The sequence below is a fragment of the Gillisia sp. Hel_I_86 genome (assembly GCF_007827275.1).
Taxonomy (GTDB): Bacteria; Bacteroidota; Bacteroidia; order Flavobacteriales; family Flavobacteriaceae; genus Gillisia.
The window spans coordinates 2,472,546-2,490,746 of sequence record NZ_VISE01000001.1 but is presented as its reverse complement, the minus strand read 5'-3'; the positions used below and the strand labels follow the sequence as shown (position 1 = coordinate 2,490,746).

At 37.2% G+C, this 18,201-nt stretch carries 16 protein-coding genes and 1 pseudogene; 7 read left to right on the top strand and 10 right to left on the bottom strand.

What is annotated here, in order from left to right:
• The 3 genes from JM83_RS11295 to JM83_RS11285 form a co-directional block, all read right to left on the bottom strand.
• Entirely contained in the window at window positions 1–615 is a 615-nt protein-coding gene (locus JM83_RS11295; protein WP_144962154.1) for a bifunctional nuclease family protein, read from the bottom strand.
• 84 nt (window positions 616–699) lie between these two features.
• Window positions 700–1,668: an electron transfer flavoprotein subunit alpha/FixB family protein gene (locus JM83_RS11290; protein WP_144962153.1), complete on the bottom strand. Its 969-nt coding sequence runs from the start codon at window positions 1,666–1,668 to the stop codon at window positions 700–702.
• A gap of 76 nt (window positions 1,669–1,744) precedes the next feature.
• Window positions 1,745–2,491, bottom strand: coding sequence for an electron transfer flavoprotein subunit beta/FixA family protein (locus JM83_RS11285; protein ID WP_144962152.1), 747 nt, complete (start codon window positions 2,489–2,491; stop codon window positions 1,745–1,747).
• A gap of 172 nt (window positions 2,492–2,663) precedes the next feature.
• On the opposite strand from JM83_RS11285, the gene JM83_RS11280 reads away from it, so the two are divergent.
• From JM83_RS11280 to JM83_RS11265, 4 genes are all read left to right on the top strand, one after another.
• Window positions 2,664–3,641 (top strand): pyruvate dehydrogenase complex E1 component subunit beta, encoded by a 978-nt coding sequence (locus JM83_RS11280; protein WP_144962151.1) that lies wholly within the window; start codon window positions 2,664–2,666, stop codon window positions 3,639–3,641.
• Between the two features lie 60 nt (window positions 3,642–3,701).
• On the top strand, window positions 3,702–6,191 hold the full coding sequence (locus tag JM83_RS11275; RefSeq protein ID WP_144962150.1) for a DUF5686 and carboxypeptidase-like regulatory domain-containing protein: 2,490 nt from the start codon (window positions 3,702–3,704) through the stop codon (window positions 6,189–6,191).
• Between the two features lie 66 nt (window positions 6,192–6,257).
• Window positions 6,258–6,770 carry an inorganic diphosphatase gene (locus JM83_RS11270; RefSeq protein ID WP_144962149.1) on the top strand — a complete coding sequence of 171 codons (513 nt, stop codon included), beginning with the start codon at window positions 6,258–6,260 and terminating at the stop codon, window positions 6,768–6,770.
• A gap of 154 nt (window positions 6,771–6,924) precedes the next feature.
• The gene (locus JM83_RS11265) at window positions 6,925–9,318 is read left to right on the top strand and encodes a sodium-translocating pyrophosphatase (RefSeq protein ID WP_144962148.1); all 2,394 of its coding nucleotides are present in this window, start codon (window positions 6,925–6,927) and stop codon (window positions 9,316–9,318) included.
• 162 nt (window positions 9,319–9,480) lie between these two features.
• On the opposite strand, the gene JM83_RS11260 is transcribed toward JM83_RS11265, so the two are convergent.
• Complete coding sequence (locus JM83_RS11260) at window positions 9,481–10,041, bottom strand: IS630 family transposase (protein WP_144962147.1); 561 nt, start codon at window positions 10,039–10,041, stop codon at window positions 9,481–9,483.
• Window positions 10,042–10,054: 13 nt separating this feature from the next.
• Window positions 10,055–10,453, bottom strand: a complete 399-nt coding sequence (locus tag JM83_RS11255; RefSeq protein ID WP_186434943.1) for a winged helix-turn-helix domain-containing protein — start codon at window positions 10,451–10,453, stop codon at window positions 10,055–10,057.
• Window positions 10,454–10,689: 236 nt separating this feature from the next.
• On the opposite strand from JM83_RS11255, the pseudogene JM83_RS11250 reads away from it, so the two are divergent.
• Window positions 10,690–11,052 (top strand): annotated as a pseudogene (locus tag JM83_RS11250) (transposase); the annotation flags it as partial.
• A gap of 82 nt (window positions 11,053–11,134) precedes the next feature.
• On the opposite strand, the gene JM83_RS11245 reads toward JM83_RS11250, so the two are convergent.
• On the bottom strand, window positions 11,135–12,031 hold the full coding sequence (locus JM83_RS11245; protein WP_144962146.1) for a formylglycine-generating enzyme family protein: 897 nt from the start codon (window positions 12,029–12,031) through the stop codon (window positions 11,135–11,137).
• A gap of 901 nt (window positions 12,032–12,932) precedes the next feature.
• Here JM83_RS11245 and JM83_RS11240 point away from each other — a divergent pair.
• Both JM83_RS11240 and JM83_RS11235 read left to right on the top strand, forming a co-directional pair.
• On the top strand, window positions 12,933–13,253 hold the full coding sequence (locus tag JM83_RS11240) for a helix-turn-helix domain-containing protein (RefSeq protein WP_144962145.1): 321 nt from the start codon (window positions 12,933–12,935) through the stop codon (window positions 13,251–13,253).
• Window positions 13,253–14,515: a type II toxin-antitoxin system HipA family toxin gene (locus tag JM83_RS11235; RefSeq protein WP_144962144.1), complete on the top strand. Its 1,263-nt coding sequence runs from the start codon at window positions 13,253–13,255 to the stop codon at window positions 14,513–14,515. Before JM83_RS11240 ends, JM83_RS11235 begins: the two co-directional genes overlap by 1 nt.
• A 208-nt stretch (window positions 14,516–14,723) precedes the next feature.
• Here the strand turns inward: JM83_RS11235 and JM83_RS11230 are convergent, their stop codons facing one another.
• The 4 genes from JM83_RS11230 to JM83_RS11220 all read right to left on the bottom strand — a co-directional run bounded on the left by JM83_RS11230 (window position 14,724) and on the right by JM83_RS11220 (window position 18,092).
• A complete protein-coding gene (locus JM83_RS11230) occupies window positions 14,724–15,428 on the bottom strand; it encodes a nucleotidyl transferase AbiEii/AbiGii toxin family protein (RefSeq protein ID WP_222430231.1) in 705 nt (234 codons plus the stop codon).
• 29 nt (window positions 15,429–15,457) lie between these two features.
• Window positions 15,458–15,577: a nucleotidyl transferase AbiEii/AbiGii toxin family protein gene (locus tag JM83_RS19785; RefSeq protein WP_409994705.1), complete on the bottom strand. Its 120-nt coding sequence runs from the start codon at window positions 15,575–15,577 to the stop codon at window positions 15,458–15,460.
• Window positions 15,578–15,608: 31 nt separating this feature from the next.
• Window positions 15,609–16,394, bottom strand: a complete 786-nt coding sequence (locus tag JM83_RS11225; RefSeq protein ID WP_261376445.1) for a type IV toxin-antitoxin system AbiEi family antitoxin — start codon at window positions 16,392–16,394, stop codon at window positions 15,609–15,611.
• 342 nt (window positions 16,395–16,736) lie between these two features.
• The gene (locus JM83_RS11220; protein ID WP_144962143.1) at window positions 16,737–18,092 is read right to left on the bottom strand and encodes a site-specific integrase; all 1,356 of its coding nucleotides are present in this window, start codon (window positions 18,090–18,092) and stop codon (window positions 16,737–16,739) included.
• Window positions 18,093–18,201 lie beyond the last annotated feature (109 nt).

Below are 18,201 nucleotides of genomic sequence, written 5' to 3'. Positions count from 1 at the left end.
TTATTTTCTTTTGGAAATCTCGTCCCTAATTCTTGCTGCCTTTTCATAATCTTCATTTTTAACTGCTTGAGTGAGCAGATCTTCAAGTTCTACCAAAGACACTTTCTTATAATCTGTCCCCTCGGGTTCAATATTTTCTGCAAGTATATCATCTACCTGCGCTTGCTCCTTTGCGGTAGATGGAGTTAAGGATCCGGATTCTCCTTTCAAAAATATTCCTGCTTTATCCAGGATGTTCTTGTATGTAAAAATAGGTGCGTTAAAGCGCAGAGCCAAGGCAATAGCATCGCTCGTACGGGCATCTATCACTTCTTCCACTTTCTCCCTTTCGCAAATTAAGCTCGAATAAAACACCCCATCCACCAATTTGTGAATGATCACTTGTTTAATAGTGATGGCATATCTGTCGCAAAAATTCTTGAATAGATCGTGAGTAAGAGGGCGCGGAGGTTTAATTTCCTTTTCTAGCGCAATGGCTATAGACTGTGCCTCAAAGGCTCCAATAACGATTGGGAGTTTTCTGTCCCCGCCCACTTCACTTAAAATAAGTGCGTAGGCGCCGTTTTGGGTTTGACTATAAGATATTCCTTTTATATTAAGGCGTATTAGGCTCATATACCAATAATTAAAAAGGGCTTTCTAAATAAGGACACAATACCAGATTTAGAAAGCCCTTTCAATGCTCGCAAGTTAAATAAATTATGCGTTTTTAGCTTTAAATTCTTTTAGTTTTTCATTTAACTTCGGTACAATTTCAAAGGCATCACCAACAACTCCGTAATCTGCTGCCTTAAAAAATGGCGCTTCTGGATCATTATTGATAACAACTTTTACTTTAGAAGCGTTAATCCCTGCCAAATGTTGGATGGCACCGGAAATTCCAATTGCTATATATAAGTTTGATGCAACAGGCTTCCCTGTTTGCCCAACATGCTCACTATGAGGCCTCCAGCCCATATCGCTCACCGGCTTTGAACATGCTGTTGCTGCTCCTAAAGTTTCCGCCAAATCTTCTATCATTCCCCAGTTCTCCGGACCTTTAAGTCCGCGCCCACCAGAAACAACGATCTCGGCATCTGCAATAGTTACTTTATCTTTTGCTTTATCTACATTGGTAACATTTACCGAAAAATCCTCCTCAGATAGGTTGGGAGAAAAATCTTCAGCCGTTGCTGCCCCTTGCGCTTCTTTTAAACCGAAGGCATTTTTAGAAACTCCAACTACCTTAATATCTGTAGTTATATTTGTAAAGCTGAAAGCTTTATTTGTAAAGGCTGTTCTTTTAACAACAAATGAACTAGCACTTTCTGGAAGAGAAACTACGTTAGAAGCGTATCCGGCATTTAAATGCACTGCCAATAGCGGCGCCAAATATTTACTATTTGCGCTCTGACTAACAACTACAACCTTTGAAACTTCTTTATCTACTGCCTGCTTCAATGCATCGGCATAAGCTTCAGCATTAAAATCTTGTAATTTTGAATTATTGATCTTCAAAACCTTATCTACTCCGTAAGTGCCAAGTTCTGAAACATCTTCAGCATTAAATACGACTCCTGTTACCGTAGTACCAAGCATTTGGGCAACTCCTTTTGCATAAGAAGCTACTTCCAATGATGCTTTTTTAAACTTTCCCTCTTCTGATTCTATATAAACTAAAACTGACATGTTTTTTATTTTTATTTGATGTGGATATTAAATTCTATGCGCCATTTTGGCTTTTTTTGAAGCCTCCCATAAGTAATTAAATCACTTTAGCTTCTGTATGAAGTAATTGGATCAATTCATCCAAATTATCCGGATCTATCAATTTCACAGCACCTTTAGGAGCCGGTTTTTCGAATTTCTCAATTTTAGTTTGGACTGTGACATCCACAGGTTCGACCACATTCAATGGTTTTTTTCTAGCCATCATAATTCCCCTCATATTGGGAATCCTAAGGTCACTTTCCTCAACCAAACCTTTTTGTGCACCAATAATCAATGGTAATTTAGCGGTAACAGTTTCTTTCCCACCGTCTATTTCCCTAACTACTTTTGCTTGGGTTCCTTCAACTTCAAGTCCAATACAAGTGTTCACAAAGTTGGCTTTTAATAAAGCGGCCAACATTCCTGGAACCATTCCCCCGTTGTAATCTATAGACTCCCGTCCTGCAATAATAAGATCATATCCACCTTCTTTGGCAACATTTGCAAGTTGTTTGGCAACTTGAAAACCATCTGTTGCGGGCGTGTTTACCCTAATTGCATTATCTGCGCCAATAGCTAATGCCTTTCTTAAAGTAGGTTCAGTTTCTGCGCCTCCAACATTTATTACATCTACAGAAGCTCCTTGTTTCTCTTTGAACCACATAGCACGGGTAAGACCAAATTCGTCATTCGGATTAATTACAAACTGGACTCCATTGGTGTCAAACTTAGTATTGTTATCTGTAAAGTTAATCTTCGAAGTAGTGTCCGGGACGTGACTTATACACACTAATATTTTCATCTATATTTTCTTTTTAAATAATTTGTTTTCTTGAAAACGAAGATAGGTAAATTTTTACAGAATTTACTATGCATGCATAGTAAATATTTTAGCTCTTACATGCATCATAAACTTTTTTGAATTACTATTTTTGCTTTTTAAACCGATACATTTAACAGTATAGACATATAGAATGAAAACAATTCAATTCAGAGAAGCAATTCAGCAGGCCATGAGCGAGGAGATGCGCAAAGATGATACTATTTACCTAATGGGTGAAGAAGTAGCAGAATATAATGGTGCTTACAAAGCGTCTAAAGGCATGTTGGATGAATTTGGTCCAGAGCGGGTGATAGACACTCCTATTTCTGAACTTGGTTTCTCCGGAATTGGAATTGGAAGCGCCATGAACGGAAACAGGCCTATTATAGAGTTTATGACCTTCAACTTCGCCCTTGTTGGAATAGATCAAATTATCAACAACGCAGCAAAAATGCGTCAGATGAGCGGTGGACAATTCAACATTCCAATCGTATTTAGAGGACCAACAGGTTCTGCAGGGCAATTGGCAGCCACCCACTCTCAAGCATTTGAAAGCTGGTTTGCAAACTGTCCAGGATTGAAAGTAATTGTACCTTCCAACCCTTACGATGCAAAAGGATTGTTAAAAGCTGCAATCCGCGATGACGATCCCGTTATTTTCATGGAAAGCGAGCAGATGTACGGAGATAAAGGGGAAGTGCCGGAAGAAGAATATATAATTCCAATTGGAGTTGCAGATATTAAAAGAGAAGGAACAGATGTTACGATTGTATCTTTTGGAAAAATCATCAAGGAAGCTTACAAAGCGGCAGATGAACTGGAAAAAGATGGAATTTCCTGTGAAATCATTGACCTGCGTACGGTAAGACCTTTAGATTATGAGGCAATATATAAATCGGTTAAAAAAACAAATAGATTGGTGATATTGGAAGAAGCATGGCCATTTGGAAATGTTGCTACAGAGATCACCTATCAGGTTCAGGAAAATGCATTCGATTATTTGGATGCCCCAATTATTAAGATCAACACAGCAGATACCCCTGCTCCTTATTCCCCGGAATTACTAAAAAACTGGTTACCGAATAGTGAAGATGTTGTTAAAGCTGTTAAAAAGGTGCTTTACAAGTAATCTTATAGATATACCTTTGCAGCTCTATCATAATCGATGGAGCTTTTTTTTTACCCAAATATGAAATACACCTTTTTATTCGCCTTTCTCTTTTTTGGCATTTTTCAAGGATGGTCCCAAACCAGAATTAGTGGAGTACTTGTAGACGAAACAGGAACTCCCGTTCCTTTTGCGAATGTTATTTTTTTAAGCTCTTCTGAAGGAACTACAACCACCGAAAATGGTGTTTTCTATCTAAAATCTGATCAAGATCAACCCAATGTGGAATTTTCCTATGTAGGGTATGAGACTTTGGTGTTACCCCTTGAAAACGGAGATAATTTGGATCTTAAGATTATTTTAAAAGAAATGACCGAATCTTTGGGCGAGGTGATAATCTATCAAGGGAAAACTTCTAAAAAAAACAATCCCGCTTTGGATATCCTAAGAAAGATCTGGGAAAACAAAAGACAAAATGGCGTAAAGAAATTTGATCAATACGAATACAGAAAATATGAAAAGCTTGAATTCGATCTTAATAAAATAGACAGCGCTTTAATTAAAAGTCGCTTATTTAATGGGATGGAATTTATTTTTAAAGATTTGGACACGAACAGGGTTACTGGAAAAACCTACTTGCCAATTTTTCTCAATGAGGCCGTTTCCAAAGTATATGGAGATAAAAATTCCGGAAAGGTCAAAGAAGAACTTTTAGGGAATAAAAATTCTGGTTTCAGCAACAATCAACTTCTAATTTCCACTGTAAAAGATATTTATTCAGAAATAGATATCTATGAGAATTATCTCAAGTTTTTTGACAAAAGTTTTATAAGTCCGCTTTCTACCACTGGAATCAATAATTATAATTATGTTCTAACAGATAGCTCTTTTGTGGGTGACAAATGGTGCTATCGAATAAGGTATTATCCAAGACGAAAAAATGAATTGACCTTTAAAGGGGACTTTTGGGTAAACGATACTACCTGGGCGGTTAAGAAGATCAATTTAGAAATGGCAGAAGACGCCAATGTAAACTGGGTGAAAGGGGTTTATATAGAGCAGGAATTCGATGTTTTGAACGATTCTATTTTCCTAATCACCAGAGATTTTTTTCAGGTAGATTTTTCGCTTCGGGATAAAGAATCTGCAAGAGGGATCTATGGAAAAAGAACGGTGCTGTATGACGAATACAATTTCAACAATAAAAAACTATTGAAATTTTACGATACCCGAGTGATCGATTTCAAAAAAGAAGTTTATAATCGGGATGATGAATTTTGGAAAGAAAACAGACTCGAAGAATTAAATGGGGATGAGCGCGGTGTCTACAAAATGCTGGACACCCTGCAAAATGTAAAGGCCTTTAAACGCTTGTACAATTTAACCACCACCTTATCTTCTGGCTACATAGAATTCGATGGTTTTGACTATGGCCCCATTTATACCACTTTTGGGTTTAATGATGTAGAGGGATTTAGATTAAGAGGGGGCGGAAGAAGTTATTTCGATGAGAATGATCCATGGCGGATTGAAGGATATGGTGCTTACGGATTCAAGGACAAGCAATTTAAATATGGGATTGCAGGAAAAATATTGCTGGACAAAAAAATGAGGATAATCGCCACAGCTGGTAACAGGCGCGATATAGAGCAATTGGGAACAAGCCTCACCAACACTACCGATGTGCTTGGCAGAAGTTTGGCTTCTTCCTCATTGATCAATGTAGGAAATAATGATAAGTTGAGTTCTATTAACCTTTCGGTGGTAAGTCTAGAAATAGAGCCCCTTAAAAACTTCACTTTTCGACTTGCAGGATCTTACAGAATTTTGAAACCTGCTTCCCCAACTTTTAGTTTGGATTTTTATACAGATGAAACACTAACTCAAATAGATTCGAAAATAAACCAAACCGAAATCTCTACCATTTTCTCATATACACCGGGAAGAGAAACCACTGGGTTTGGGGTGGATAGGAATGTTATTAATGGCGGGGATTTTCCAACCCTCTTTTTAAACTATAGTTTGGGGGTTAAGGATATTTTTGAAAGTGATTTTAATTACAGGAAAATTCAATTCTTTTACAATCAGCCTTTATTGGTTGGAGGTTTCGGAAAAGCCAATGTAAGTCTTGAAGCAGGAAAAACATTTGGGGATGTCCCACTTGGATTGTTGAGCGTAGTGCCTGGAAATCAGACTTATTTTGCACTTTACAACACATTCCCACTGCTTAACTTCTACGAATTTGTAACCGATACGTATGCTGCTGCACATTTTGAGCACAACTTCAACGGAAGGTTATTTTCCAGGATCCCGGGCTTAAGAGATCTTAATTTGAGAGAGATTATTGGGATTAGAGGGGTTTATGGAGAAATTTCAGAAGAAAACAAAAACATAGCTGCCTCTGGATTGCCACTTATTGCACCAGATTCTAAACCTTATTGGGAATATAGTGTAGGTGTTGGAAACATCTTTAAGTTCCTTCGCTTAGATGCACATTTTAGGGGAAATTACTTCGATAATGAAGATGCCAGATCGTTTGGAGTCACCGCTTCCTTTGGTTTTCATTTTTAATGCGTTTTGTAAGAGGATTAATCACTATATTTGCCGCCTGAAAAGTTTGAACAAAAAAGAAAGAAAATGTCAGAGACTTTTGATGTATTGATAGAGATCCCAAAAGGGAGTAGGAACAAATATGAGTACGATTTTGAATTGAAGAAAGTTCGGTACGACCGAATGATCTTTTCTTCTATGATGTACCCTGCAGATTACGGGTTTATCCCCAACACCCTTGCGCTGGATAGTGATCCATTAGATGTATTGGTTTTGGTAGCAGAACCAACCTTTCCAGGAATTGTAATGGAAGTTAAGCCAATTGGGGTTTTCCACATGGCAGACGAAAAAGGACCAGATGAGAAAATCATTTGTGTGCCGGTTTCAGATCCTATCTGGAATAGATTGAATGATCTTGATGATGTGAACGGTCACTTGCTTAAAGAAATCGAGCATTTCTTTAAAGTATACAAAGATCTTGAGAAAAAGAAGGTTGATGTTGGTGGTTGGGGAAATGCCGATGAAGCTAAAGAGATCATTAGGCAATGTATAGAAAGATATAAAAATTACGAAGGGGACAAAGAGAGGTTCGGGATATAAGCGAATATTTTTTTATAAATATTGAAATTAAAAACCTCGGGGGATTAAACCCTCAGTGAGGGATTAAAAGCAATAACCTTAAAAAGCTATTGCTTTTTTATTTACCATTGATTTTGCTACATTAGCGCACATTAACCAATATTTAACTATCTCTATGGAATCAATGATTATCTATGCCCCAATTGTTCTAGCAATTATTGGCCTAATTTATATGTGGATGAAAAGATCCTGGGTTTTAAAACAGGATGCCGGTGACGGAAAAATGAAAGAAATTTCAGATCATATATACGAAGGTGCCCTTGCTTTTTTAAATGCCGAATATAAATTACTAACCGTTTTTGTGATTATAGTAAGTATTGCACTTGCAGTAGTATCTTTTGTAGTACCAACCACTCACTGGTTAATTGTGGTGGCTTTTATTTTTGGAGCATTTTTCTCTGCCCTGGCAGGAAATATGGGAATGAAAATAGCAACAAAGACCAATGTTAGAACTACACAAGCTGCCAAAACAAGTTTGCCAAATGCCTTGGGGATTTCTTTTGGTGGTGGTACAGTAATGGGTCTTGGAGTAGCAGGACTTGCGGTTTTAGGCCTAACTTCCTTCTTTATATTATTCTTCAATTACTTTATGGGAGGTGTTTGGACCTCCACATCAGATATGACAATTGTATTGGAAACCCTTGCAGGATTCTCTCTTGGAGCTGAATCTATCGCTTTGTTTGCGCGTGTGGGAGGTGGAATTTACACCAAAGCTGCGGATGTTGGAGCCGATCTGGTTGGAAAAGTAGAAGCAGGTATTCCAGAAGACGATCCTAGAAACCCAGCAACTATTGCAGATAACGTGGGAGACAACGTAGGGGATGTTGCAGGAATGGGAGCCGATCTTTTTGGCTCTTATGTAGCAACCGTTTTAGCAGCAATGGTCCTTGGGAATTATGTGATAAAGGATATGGGCGGAAACATTAGTGATCTTTTTGGCGGTATTGGCCCGGTATTATTACCAATGGCTATTGCCGGTGCAGGAATCATTATTTCTATGATTGGGACCATGCTGGTTAAAATAAGCAGCAATGACGCCAAGGAATCGGAAGTAATGCGAGCCTTGAACATTGGGAACTGGGTCTCTATAGCGCTTGTTGCCCTATCATGTTTTGCCCTTGTAAAATGGATGCTCCCGGAAACCATGCAGATGGAATTCTTTGGAGAAGGTTTAAAAGAAATTTCTTCGATGCGTGTATTCGGCGCAACTATTATCGGGCTTATAGTTGGGGGAGCTATTTCTTCAGTAACCGAATATTATACAGGATTAGGCAAAAAGCCAATTCTTAAGATCGTACAACAATCCAGCACTGGAGCAGGAACCAATATAATAGCAGGATTGGCAACAGGGATGATCTCTACTTTTCCTTCAATTTTATTGTTTGCAAGTGCAATTTGGGCTTCTTATGCGTTCGCAGGATTTTACGGAGTTGCATTAGCAGCTTCAGCAATGATGGCTACAACCGCTATGCAATTGGCTATTGATGCCTTCGGACCAATTTCCGATAACGCAGGTGGTATTGCTGAAATGAGTGAACAAGAACCAATTGTGAGAGAACGTACAGATATCTTGGATTCTGTAGGAAATACAACTGCAGCAACCGGGAAAGGTTTTGCAATTGCATCTGCTGCATTAACCTCTTTGGCCTTATTTGCAGCCTATGTAACTTTTACAGGGATAGAAGGGATCAACATTTTTAAAGCCCCAGTACTTGCAATGTTATTTGTAGGGGGAATGATTCCGGTAGTATTTTCAGCATTGGCGATGAATGCCGTTGGAAAAGCAGCTATGGAAATGGTACAGGAAGTACGCAGACAGTTTAGGGAAATTCCAGGAATTATGGAAGGTACAGGAAAACCACAATACGATAAATGCGTGGCGATCTCTACCGAAGCATCTTTAAGAGAAATGATGCTGCCCGGCTTGCTTACAATAGGGTTCCCTTTGGCAATAGCATTTATCCCGATGATCTTCGGAATGGATAATTTGGCAATTGCTGAAATGTTGGGAGGGTATATGGCCGGAGTTACCGTAAGTGGGGTACTTTGGGCTATTTTCCAGAACAATGCAGGGGGAGCTTGGGACAATGCTAAAAAATCTTTTGAAGCAGGAGTTCTAATTGATGGGGAAATGACCTATAAGGGTTCTGAAGCTCATAAAGCTGCCGTAACCGGTGATACTGTCGGGGATCCATTTAAAGATACTTCAGGACCATCTATGAATATCTTGATAAAGCTTACTTGCTTGATTGGTTTGGTAATAGCACCTATATTAGGCGGGCACACTATTGGAGATACGCAAAATGAAGTTGAAAACGCTTCCATTATGAATGTGGAAGGTATTGAGAATTCTAAAACTAAAGAAGTAGAAGTTAGGATGACCACTGAAGGCGATGAAACTGTTGCAAAGGTAAGAACTACTACTATTGAAAATGGGAAGAGCGATGTAAAAGTAAAAACATTTAAAGGAACTAAAGAAGAAGTGGAATCACAGGTTCAAAGTATGTAAAAACAGTTTCTTTTAATTGATATAGAAACCCCCAATTTGGGGGTTTTTGCTTTTATTAATACTACATAATTTAAAAAATTAATCAAAAACATTAATTATATAAGAATGCCTTTTGAAAGAATTAAGGAAAAATTGAATATTCTGGCAGATGCTAAGACCAATTTAACTATTAAAAGTCGTAACAAATGCATTTACATAATGGTGATTGCCAGTAATTGATTTTATTGTTTGCTTGCCCATATCTTTTACGATTTGATGTAGCCATTGTTTAAGTTCCTGCATTGATTTAAACCTTTGATTTTTAAACCTATTTTTAATATACTGCCATACTTGTTCACACGGATTGAGTTCTGGAGTGTAAGGCGGAATTCTCAACAAATATATATTCTCGGGCACATTAATATTTTTTGTCGAATGAAAACCAGCATTATCAATTATCACAATTTTAAATTCTTGAGGTTTGTATTTAGAGAAGTTCTCTAGATAAGCTTCGAAAACAGTAGTATCTACTCCATTAATTTCCCAGACAAAACTATTTCCGTTTATTGGGGAATAACTACCATATAGATAAGTTGTTTTAAATATGTGTTGATATTTGACAATAGGTTTGATCCCGCAGGCTGTTAAGTGTTTGCCGGTATGGGTCATCATACCAAATCGAGCTTCATCTTGAAAGTACAAATTTACTTGCTTATACTTGTTTTTATTTAGACTTGTTCTAATGTTGTCTAGGTCATTAGGGAGTTTTTAAAAAAGCTTTTCCAGCTTCTTCATCTTTTTTATAATGAGATTTACGGGGGCTTTTAAGCTTGGTCTTAAAATGCTTTATCAAATATTTGCGCAACCAATGGTATTGTATATCTATGTCAAATTCATTATTTACCCACGCTTGCGCATCCCAATATCCTAAAAATCCCTGGTCGCTAGAATTCAAACGTTTTTCAAGTTCCTTATGTATTTCAGGAGTGATTATTTTTGACTTTTTGTTCTTGGGCAAATCAGTCAATAAAAACGATATTCCATTTTCAAGATACTGTTTTGTCCAGCGTTGTTGGGTTCGTGGATCAATACCTAAATAATCGCAAAGCTCGTGGCGTGTTTTAAATTTGTTCTCTTTTAGATAGATTAAAAACATAACACGCTTTTCATGCTTTATATTAGTTTGACTTTTGCGGAGTGCCCTAAGCTCTTCAACGCTTTGGGTTATTGTAAATTCCTGTGGTTTTGCCATTAGTAAATATACAAAAAAAATAGCGACATTGTATAAGTAAATTGGTATAAGACCGTTGCAAGGGATAAATTGTTCAAAATCGGAGTACAAAAATAATTTGATCAATTGATATTTAATTTGTTAAGGCTTGTTTTTAATGTATGAAATTACAGAAACAACCCACATTGGCAGACACAGTTTGCGATTTGCGAGCAAGAAAGATAAAAACAACATTTTTTAATCAAATAAATGCGGTGATCGATTGGGAGAAAATCGAAAAACTGATAGATGCCGATTATTCCAAAGGAAAAAGTGCCGTGGGCAAACCTTCCTATAACGGCCTGTTGTTGTTTAAAATGTGCCTTTTGCAAAGTTGGTACGGATTGAGCGATTATGAAGTAGAAGACCGGTTGAACGATAGTATCTCATTCAGTTGTTTTTGTGGAATGCACATAGATGAAGTTGCACCCGACCATAGTACCTTGAGCAGGTTTAGGACCGCCCTGACCAAAACCAAGACCTTTGAGAAGCTCTTCGGTCCCATCAATGATCAGCTTGAGGCCCACAAGATCATTGTCAAAAAAGGGATCATAGTGGATGCCAGTGTCATAGACACGCCACTTCGTCCAAAAGGAAAGACCAATCGCTTGTATATTCCCAGATATTTCCGGCCATATCATATATCCCATAGGGATTGGAAGGAAAGGATTTTACTGGCGCTATACCTTCAAAACCATCTTCTTTGGTATTGGTGGTAGGGAACTCTCCTTCCCAGGAATTAGCATTTTCAGATAGTTTTTCAAAATCATCTCCCCAGGTAAAAATCGCATCAGGCTGGCCACCTCTGGCGGCATACTCCCATTCTGACTCCGTAGGCAAACGTTTTCCTGCCCAATTTGCATAGGCCTGCGCATCTTCAAAAGCAATATGCACTACAGGATAATCCTCTTTTCCTTTAATAGAGCTTTTCGGTCCTTCCGGATGTTTCCAACTAGCTCCAATGCTCCAATTCCACCATTGAGAATAGTCATAGAGGTTAGGAACACTATTTTTAGTTTTCTTAAAAGTAAGCGAACCTGGTTGTAATATGGAATCATGAGGCTTAGGAGTACCAGGGGGCAGTTGGTTTTTCATTTCTTCCCAATCAATTTTACGTTCTGCTACCGTAACATATCCCGTCTCATCAACGAATTTTCGAAATTGGGCATTGGTCACTTCGGTTTTATCCATAAAGAATCCGTCAACTGCAACTTCATGCGCTGGTTTTTCGTGGTTCATTGCCATTTCATCTGAAGTAACAGCACCTTGTATAAAAGTCCCACCGGGTATCCAAACCATACCCTCAGGAACCTCGACTCCTTCAGGCTTTTCTTTGATTAATTTATATTCTTCCTTTACTGCTCTTTCCGTTTTGGTTATTGATTCACTGGTTTCTGGTTTTTCATCCCTACAAGAGACCATTATCACCAAAAATGCCAGTAGTATTCCTAAATTATTTTTCATAAAATCTAAAATAAAAAAATTGTGTGGATATTCTCTCTTTTTTACTTCTTTTATAATAGCCTTTTTTATTGCTTTTTTGAATTTCCTTCTGCTCTTTCGTTATAATAATCTTTTTTATTTTTTTATAAATTCCTTACGGGAATAGTGAATTTTTAGGATCAAGGAGAAACCAAATTGAACAGAGAAGTATATAACCACCTACTTAATGCGATAGGTGATAGGTTAGCTCCTAGTTTGGATCCCTGAAATATGTCGTCTGAAATCCTGATATTTAAAAGGCTGAACGATCAGGTATAACAACTTTAATGTATTTAAGGGGCATCTTTCTTTTTACCCTTCATAAAAGCAGAAGGAGTAAGTAATGAATTACAAACGTACGAGGTAACACCGACAGTACGGTAGTAGGTCTAAAGGACTTTGCGAAGTACCAACACATGGGAAGCGGCACCAAACGGTTAAATAGAATTACTACCAAGCGGACGCTATTCGCAATTTTGGTTCAGGAATGAAGTGTCCCTTCCCGGCAGCACGGGAAGGGTTAACGCAGTAGAAAGTAGAAATTGGGGATGGTGTCCAAGACTTTTCAAGGAAGCTCTTTGCCCGGAATGCAGCTTTTCGCGGAATGCAGGGGAGTGGGCTGAGTGAACTCCATAAAAGAATAATTCATTTCGGGCAAATTATGCTTTATAATGGAAAATATTTAGCTAAAATTTTCTCATAATGGAAAAAATTTGTTTTTAAATAATATAAGCGCCTTCTTAATGGAAAATATTTGTAACAAATTCAATTGTCCCAAAAAAAACACTTTTTTTGGGACAAAAATTAAGTTCTCTATATTTTTTTAAATAACGTAAAATACTATTTACTTTTTTACCTATATTTGTAAAATATATTTAACGTTATGTCTAGAAATAGTATTATTTTACTGCCTAAAAATAAGAAGCTTTTGCAAGCAGTGGGAGAAAATATCAAATTAGCACGCTTACGTAGGAAACTGACAATGGATCAGGTTTCAGAACGAGCAGGGATTTCCCGTCCCACACTTTCTTCCCTAGAAAAAGGAAGTCCTTCAATTTCTTTAGGTATTATTCTCCAAGTTTTATTAGTATTAGGGTTGGAGAAGGATATATTGCTTTTGGCCGACGATGATGTATTGGGCAGAAAAATACAGGATGCCAATCTAACCGTAAAGGAACGCGGCCCAAAAAATACCAAGAAATAATGGCACTGGAACGAAAAGAAATATTTATATATGCGCATTGGGAAGGAATTGAAGCTCCATTCTTAATGGGGAGTTTATACGCTACGCCATCTAGAGGGAAAGAAATATTTTCCTTTGAATATGATAAAGGATGGTTACAATCGGATTATGCCCAGATTATAGATCCAGACCTACAATTATTCGAAGGAGCTCAGTACCTCAATGATGAGAAGTCCAATTTCGGTATTTTCTTGGATTCCTCACCTGATCGATGGGGAAGGGTGCTAATGATGCGTAAAGAGGCTGCTAAAGCCAGGAAAGAAAATCGACGCCCCAAAACTTTAATGGAGTCGGATTATCTACTCGGGGTTTACGACAGTAACCGAATGGGAGGACTTCGTTTTAAAACAGTACAGGATGGTGCTTTTTTAGATGATAATGCAGCTATGGCCGCACCGCCTTTCGCTGCACTTAGAGATCTTGAATTTGCCAGCTTACAGCTAGAGAAAGAAGATGCCCCAGATAATCCGGAATACCTAAAATGGCTCAATAAGCTAATGGCTCCTGGATCTTCCTTAGGAGGCGCAAGACCCAAGGCAAATATACAGGATACAGATGGTAGTTTGTGGATTGCTAAATTTCCAAGCCAAAATGACCAGCAGGATATGGGTGCTTGGGAAATGTTGGCGTATCGACTTGCCATTCAATCCGGCATTGATATGGCACCATCAAGAATCCAAAAATTTTCACATCAACAGCATACCTTTATGACACAACGCTTTGATAGGACGAACGATGATACCCGTATCCATTTTGCTTCTGCGATGACCTTATTGGGATATACTGATGGAACGGACTATCAAGATGGAGTCAGTTATTTAGAGCTTCTGGAATTTTTAATGGAGAATGGTGCTGATGTTGATAATGATCTCAAGAAATTATGGAGACGTATTGCGTTCAATGTTTGTATTTCCAATACGGATGACCACCTTCGCAATCACGGATTTCTGTTAATGGATTCAGGTTGGATACTTTCGCCGGCTTATGATATCAATCCAACCCCGAACGGTACTGGTTTAAAACTTAATATTTCAGAAAATGACAATGCTTTGGATTTAGACCTGGTACGAGAAGTCGCGCCTTATTTTCGGTTAAAAGAAAAAGAAGCCAATGCTATTATCAATACAATTCAGCAGAATGTAGGTCAATGGCAACAACTGGCAATCGATTTAGGTATTCCAAGAAATGAAATGGAATTAATGAAAAATGCGTTTAAGCAATAAAATATTTCATCGATAATATTTTTTGCTACAAAATAATATCATTTGAAATCAAGATAAATGTCAAATCGAAAATACTACGATTCTTTACTTATTCTGTACTATATGAAATAAAAAAAAGGCTCTCGATTTCTCGAAAGCCTTGATTTTACTAGTAGCGGGAACTGGACTCGAACCAGTGACCTTCGGGTTATGAGTTGAGGTGTTATTGTTATCCTAGCAACTTTTTTAATGCTGTATGGAATATATTATACTTCTCTAAATTATTTGCCTTAAGTTTCGTGAGATTCTGCAATTTCCATTGCACGGCTGGAAACCGTTCAAAATCGTATATACTCCAACCAGGGTTTAAGTCGCTAAAACTTAGTAAAAACTTCTTGTCTTGAGCGGTTAAATTTTGAAGTATCGTTTCGATCGATTTTGTTCTAGTTTTCTTAAAATCTTCATAAGTAAAGGTTTCAGCACTCATACCATCAAAGTGATTGACCATTGTTTCCCTTTGGTCAATTAAGTTGGGCTGCAACATTTCGTTGATAGGTCGGTTGCTACTTAATAAAAGCAGCATAAATCCTTTTCTAATATCATCCGTGAATCCTTCATCCTCCAGCAAGTGTTTTATATCAAAGAGGTCGCGTGGATGTTGACGGTCAAGGGCAGCACAAATTTTACCACCATATAATTGTCCCATTGACACTACCTGAATTACACAAAACGCATCAAATTCCTCTTGAGCTTTATTGCATAATTTCAATTCTACAAGTCCATCCAATAAACCTCTATTTATTTGACTTACTTCTAATTTTATTTGCGCCTTAGCTGTTGTAATCTGCAATTTCAAAATCTTCTCCTTTACTGTAATTTCTGCATCAGGTAATATTTTTTCAGGATTTACTTTAATGCTTGCCAAAGCTGCCACGATTTTTTGAAGTGATGTTTCCCGATCTTCTATTGGGATATAGGTAAGTCAATATTTACCGATAATCGAGGCATATCCCTAATAAATAGATTAATTGCAGTGCCTCCGTGAAGTGCAAAGCATCTCTCTTTGGCTACCTCTGGCAACATTTGTAATAATAAAGCAACTTGATTTTTATAACTATTCATATTCTACCAGTGCTTTGGGAACAGTGATGCCATATTTGGCTATATAAACGCCATCTTTTACTAAAGACCGCTTCCCTTTTCCTATATCTATTTTTTCTGCATCCATATACTTGAACCAATCGTGATTTGATTTTTCGCTCATATATAAAAAAAGCCGTTTCACTTTTACAGAGGTGCATTGCTCTAAAAGATCATAAACCTGATTTGGTCTAAGGTTATTAAGTCCTTGCATTATTTCATAACACTCCACAAGGTCTTGTTTTTTTGGGGTCAGATATAAACATTCCATTAACGCTCTTATAGGGTTCGATATTTTCAAACTAAAATTGCCACGCTCTAAAGCCTGTAATCCTACGTTTGCCGGCAAAAAGGAAGTGCTAAAGTAATTTACTTTTACGTCCCAATTGTACTTAGTGAACCATGCAGGGAGTTTTTCTTTACTGCCACCGAACAGTGTAACTTGTTGTGTGGATAATTCTAAATAATGTGCCTTCCCTAATAAAGAGAGGGCTGTTTTGCCCCCCAAATGGATACTCTTATCACACTGTTGTTGCAATGCATATATTGCACCTTCGTATCTGGGTTCTTCTCCCACTCGCATCCAAGCACCTGTTCCGATGGAATAAAGCCAATTACTTTTCTTATAACGATTAAGCAATTGTGCGGAAAACCCATTTTCAGTTAACCATGAGCTTAGATAGACAGCCCCAGAAGGCTGGGAATTAAGTAAGCGGTTTATTTTTTGTTCTTTTCCCAAACTATTAGTTTCTATTTTCACCTTTTATTAAACTATTGAGATGTTGTTTAAATTACTTCAAATACACAAACTATTAGTTTGTGTATGAATATTTTTTTAAACTAAATAAAATATCATGGAGAGAAAAAAATAAAGTTTAATTAAACATTGCTTGGAACAGTTCGAGTGAACCATCTAAACAGGCGCTATTAGAAGTTTAGAAAAGGATTCAAGATAACTTCCATTATGAAGAGTGGCGATTCAGAAAACCAAAACATCCGGTGATAAAATCCGATTTAAGATAATGAAAGCGTCCGGATAAAATAATAGTAACCACAGCGCATTATGCGATCTAATTATTAACCACATCAATCATAATTAGGATTATTTATTAAGCACATTGTTCAACTTCTCAAGGAGTTCTCCTTTCGTCATATGTGAATAATTTTTCTTCTCAGCCGCAATAATCTTTTCCCGTAAATGCATAAGTTCTTTTTCCTCTTCAAGTTGCCTCGCTTTTTCATTAAGCCTTTTCTGAACCGCATCCATATCAGACTTTATTTTATGGTCCATCACACGAGCATAAATTTGAGTTGTTGTAATTTTAGTATGTCCCAAGATTTTGGAAACGGTTTCAATGGGCATTCCATTGCTCAATGCCACTGTTGTTGCAAACGTATGACGAGCCATATGAAAAGTTAGGTTTTTTTCAATTCCCACCTCCTTCGCAATTTCTTTCAAATATAAATTTGCTTTCTCATTTGTTATCGTGGGTAAAAGGGTATCCGATATTTCGGTGACTGGATGCACATCATTTTTATTCAGAATTTGTTCTGCTCTAAACAATAATGGGATCTTGATTTTATTATTTGTTTTTTGCCTAAATGTGCTAATCCATTTGTTGCCCTCATCGTCTCCTATCCATACATTCTTCTTGGTCAAATTCTTAATATCGACGAAAGAAATACCAGTATAGCTACTGAAAACAAAAAGATCCCTAACACGATCTAAACGGTCAATCTTGAAATGATGTGTTGCCAATTTCGACAGTTCGTTATCGGATAAAAACTCTCTATCCACTTTATCAAATTTCGATTTCCATCTACGGAAGGGATCTTCTTTTATCCATTCAAGGTTATATGCAAGCGTTACCATTTTCCGTAATCGTTGTATGTGCTTTGTTACGGTATTATGACTCATTGCCTTAGGATGACCTTTTGGATAGTATCCGTTAAGAAAGTTTTCGAAGTCACATAAAAACTCATAATTCAAATTAGATAAAGAGATATCAGTAAGCTTTTTTTTCTTTAAAAAACGTACAATATAACCTTCAGTCACTTTAAAATTTCTAATTGACCCAATTGCCAGAGTATTTTCAATTTTGAGACTGTGATATCTTAACAATTCAAGAATTGTTTTTGACTCTTCTCCTTCTTGTAGAAATTCATTCTTTATATTGGCTGCCGTAATAGGTTTATTATCACTGCGTAGAATTTGGTAAGTACTATAAATTTCCGATTTGGTTACTTCCAGATAATCATTAATTTCTTTTGATTTAGCAGAATTGCCTGTCATCTTTCGTTGTTTAAAATCCCAATGATCTAATGGGACTTTTCTTTTCAAGCTGATATTGACACGTTTCTTGTCAACAGTAATTCGTGCGTAAAGAAGCACTTCACCATCAATTTCTTTTTGCTTGTTAACCCAGAAATGAATTCCGAGAGTTTTCGATGTTCTCATAGTTGTTGTTTTAAATTAAACTTGATTTACGAAAGTCAAAATCAAACGAACAATTGAGCGATACCATTTTAGCTTAAAATACACCCGAGGTAACTTTTTAAAAATGAGG